Origin of the sequence: Streptomyces niveus (genome assembly GCF_001723055.1) — a bacterium.
GTDB lineage: Bacteria > Actinomycetota > Actinomycetes > Streptomycetales > Streptomycetaceae > Streptomyces > Streptomyces niveus.
Window position 1 is genome coordinate 1 of sequence record NZ_MDCR01000331.1, and the last position, 2,737, is coordinate 2,737.

Genomic DNA, 2,737 nt, shown 5'->3' on the forward strand with positions numbered 1-2,737 from the left:
GCGGGCGGCGGCACGGGCGGCGAAACAGGCGGGGACACGGCTGGGGATACGGGCGGGGACAAGGGTGCGGCGGCGGCCGACCGTGCTCCCGCGCCCGCGTTCACCGGCGTTTCCGTTCTTCCGGATCCAGGAACTCACGCAGGCTTATGCCCCGGTCGACCAGCAGCCCCGCCACGAAGCCCACCGCACCCAGCGCGGCCACCAGCAGGAACGCCCCGAATCCGCCGAACCAGCCCGCGAAGCCCAAGGCCATGCCGACAATCAGCCCCACCAGGGACACGTTCATCGGATTCTCCTGTTTCATCGGTCCGTTCACTCGACCCGTGCGTCGGCGCCGCTGTGCGGCTCGTCCTCGTCGTCGGGCAGATGCACGTCGTTGACCGTGACATTCACCTCGACGACCTCAAGACCGGTGATCCGCTCCACCGCCGCGATCACGTTCTCCCTCACATCGCGGGCGACATCCGTGATCGGAACGCCGTACTCCACCACCAGGTCCAGATCGATGGCGGTCTGGCGCTCGCCGACCTCGACCTTCACTCCCCGGCCTACATTGGGACGCCCGCCCGGGACACGGTCGCGCACGGCACCGAGCGTCCGGGACAGACCGCCGCCCATGTCGTACACCCCCGGAATCTCGCGCGCCGCCATCCCGGCGATCTTCACGACGACGGCGTCCGCGATGGAGGTCCGGCCCCGGGTGGCGGCGGGCTCGGAGGCCCCCGCGACGCCACTGCCGAGGGTGGTGGAACCTCCCGCGCCGGGACTCGTCGCACTGACGCCCTGGCCGCTCGCCACGCGGGCGGAGACGGGGGACACTTCCTGGGTCTGGGTCGCTGCCATGGGACAGCCTCCTCGTGTGTGTCGAGATGTTGTGTGTTGCTTGTCGTACGGCTTCTGTCGTGGGGGAGTTGGCCGGCTCTCCCGGACTCTCAACTCGTTGGACACCCGAGCCCCGGATTCGTCACGCGGAAATCTCCACGAGTTCTCGCGTGACGTTCTGCCGTGGCCCGTGTCATAGGGGTGTACGAGACAGAAAGAGCGGCGAGAGGAGTCGGCGAGTGCCCGGCGACAACCTGCTGGCCGTACGGGCGGGCGAGGGGGACGAGGAAGCGTTCGAGCAACTCGTTCGCGCCCACGGGCCGGTCATGCTCCAACTGGCCACCCGGCTTCTCGGCAGCCGGACCGAGGCCGAGGACGCCGTGCAGGACGCGTTCGTGAGCGCCTGGCGCAAGCTGCCCGAGTTCCGGCGCGACGCGGAGTTCAAGACCTGGATATACCGGATCGTCACCAACCGGTGCCTCAATCAATTGCGCGCCCGCCGTCCGGCGACGGACCTCGACTCCGTACCGGAACCGGCCGCGCCCGAGCACGAGTCCTCACCGGCGCGCGCCGCCGAGTCGCACGCCGCCGTGCGCGCGCTCGCGGTGGCCATGGCGGGGCTCTCGCCCGAACAGCGCGCCTGCTGGGTGCTGCGGGAGTGGCACGGGATGAGTTACGAGAACATCGCGGAGACGGTCGGGATCAGCCTGGTGGCGGTCCGGGGCCGGGTCTTCCGCGCACGCCGCTACCTGACGGAGGCGATGAGCGCATGGCGCTGAACGCGCATCCCGACCGCCCCGGCCCCGGAAACGGCGTGGGCGGCGAAGGAGAATCCGACGAGACCGGCATCGAGACCGGCGCCGGCACCGGGACCGGGACGGACATCGAGACCGACAGCGAACTACTGCCGTGCGGGCGGGAGTTGAGCGTCGTCTGGGAAGCCTGGGACGCGCTCGAAAGCCCGCCCGGGGCCGGGGCCCTCCAGGTCACCGCCCCGGATGTCGCGGGCTGGCATGTCAGCGACCCGCATCTGGTGGAGTGCCCGTACTGCTCCGCCGCGCTGGCCGACCTCGCCTCCCTCAGCGCGGCCGTGGAGCGGACACGGGCGGTTGAGCCGCCCGGCCCGGCCGAGGTCTCCGACCTCACGGCCCGTGTCATGGACATCGTTCGGCTGGAGCTGCGGCCCGGCCGCCCGCTGCCGCTCGGCGAGCCCGACGACGACCTGTGGATCGTCGAAGCGGCGGCGGCGCGCGCCTTCCGGGCGGCGGCCGAGTCCCTGCCGGGCGTACGGGCGGGGAGCTGCCGCGTCAGCCCGCGCGAGCGTGGGCCCGTGCACGTACGGCTCGAAGTGGCGGCCGGAGTCCACCTCAATCTGCCCGAGCTGGCGGAGGAGATCCGGGCGCGGGTCGCGGAGTCGGCGCGGGACGCCATCGGTATCGAGGTGGAGAGCATCGACGTGCTCGTGGTCGATCTCTTCGACGGAGAGGAAGGAGACGGCTGATGACACTGAACGAGACCGCAGGCGCGAGCGGTCCGGCCCGCGCGCAGAAGGACGTCCTCGCGCGGGCCGCCGCCGACGCCGTGGAGCGGGTGCCCGGCGTGGCCTTCCTGCGGCCCGGACTCGCCGACCTGGTCCGGGCGTCGTACGCGTCGCGGGACCGGCGGAAGTCCGGCATACGGGTACGGCCGGGCGCGGTCCCCGGCTCCTGGCGGATCGAGGTCCAGTTCGTCGCCCGGCGGACGCACCGCACGCTGGATGTGACGCGTGCGGTGCGGGAGGCGGTGCTGGGGGTGGCGGAGGCCGGTGACTCCGGACCTGTCACGGTGACCGTGACGGTCACCGGCCTCGTCTGACATACCCCGGCCGACCGGCCCCGGCCCTGTCGGCGCCGGAGCCGGCAGGGACCTGGTGACT

Annotated in this window: 5 protein-coding genes; 3 read left to right on the forward strand and 2 right to left on the reverse strand. The window is 71.9% G+C overall.

Annotated features, from left to right (window positions below; all coding sequences use genetic code 11):
* Positions 1-100 precede the first annotated feature (100 nt).
* Together BHU15_RS31050 and BHU15_RS31055 are read right to left on the reverse strand one after the other, a co-directional pair.
* On the reverse strand, positions 101-286 hold the full coding sequence (locus BHU15_RS31050; protein ID WP_069630179.1) for a hypothetical protein: 186 nt from the start codon (positions 284-286) through the stop codon (positions 101-103).
* 26 nt (positions 287-312) lie between these two features.
* Positions 313-843, reverse strand: a complete 531-nt coding sequence (locus BHU15_RS31055; protein ID WP_079128484.1) for an Asp23/Gls24 family envelope stress response protein — start codon at positions 841-843, stop codon at positions 313-315.
* A 218-nt stretch (positions 844-1,061) separates the two neighbouring features.
* On the opposite strand from BHU15_RS31055, the gene BHU15_RS31060 reads away from it, so the two are divergent.
* From BHU15_RS31060 to BHU15_RS31070, 3 genes are read left to right on the forward strand one after another with little or no spacing between them, the layout of a single operon-like run.
* Positions 1,062-1,601 (forward strand): RNA polymerase sigma factor, encoded by a 540-nt coding sequence (locus BHU15_RS31060; protein WP_069630175.1) that lies wholly within the window; start codon positions 1,062-1,064, stop codon positions 1,599-1,601.
* Positions 1,592-2,323, forward strand: a complete 732-nt coding sequence (locus BHU15_RS31065; protein WP_069630176.1) for an Asp23/Gls24 family envelope stress response protein — start codon at positions 1,592-1,594, stop codon at positions 2,321-2,323. The genes BHU15_RS31060 and BHU15_RS31065 overlap by 10 nt, the downstream gene beginning before the upstream one ends.
* A complete protein-coding gene (locus tag BHU15_RS31070) occupies positions 2,323-2,676 on the forward strand; it encodes a hypothetical protein (RefSeq protein ID WP_069630177.1) in 354 nt (117 codons plus the stop codon). Before BHU15_RS31065 ends, BHU15_RS31070 begins: the two co-directional genes overlap by 1 nt.
* Positions 2,677-2,737: the final 61 nt, after the last annotated feature.

What these genes read in the sequence shown, in the direction of transcription:
- BHU15_RS31065 (WP_069630176.1), top strand. Translation starts at nt 1,592, where the DNA reads ATGGCGCTGAACGCGCATCCCGACCGCCCCGGCCCCGGAAACGGCGTG.
- BHU15_RS31055 (WP_079128484.1), bottom strand. Translation starts at nt 843, where the DNA reads ATGGCAGCGACCCAGACCCAGGAAGTGTCCCCCGTCTCCGCCCGCGTG.
- BHU15_RS31070 (WP_069630177.1), top strand. Translation starts at nt 2,323, where the DNA reads ATGACACTGAACGAGACCGCAGGCGCGAGCGGTCCGGCCCGCGCGCAG.
- BHU15_RS31050 (WP_069630179.1), bottom strand. Translation starts at nt 286, where the DNA reads ATGAACGTGTCCCTGGTGGGGCTGATTGTCGGCATGGCCTTGGGCTTC.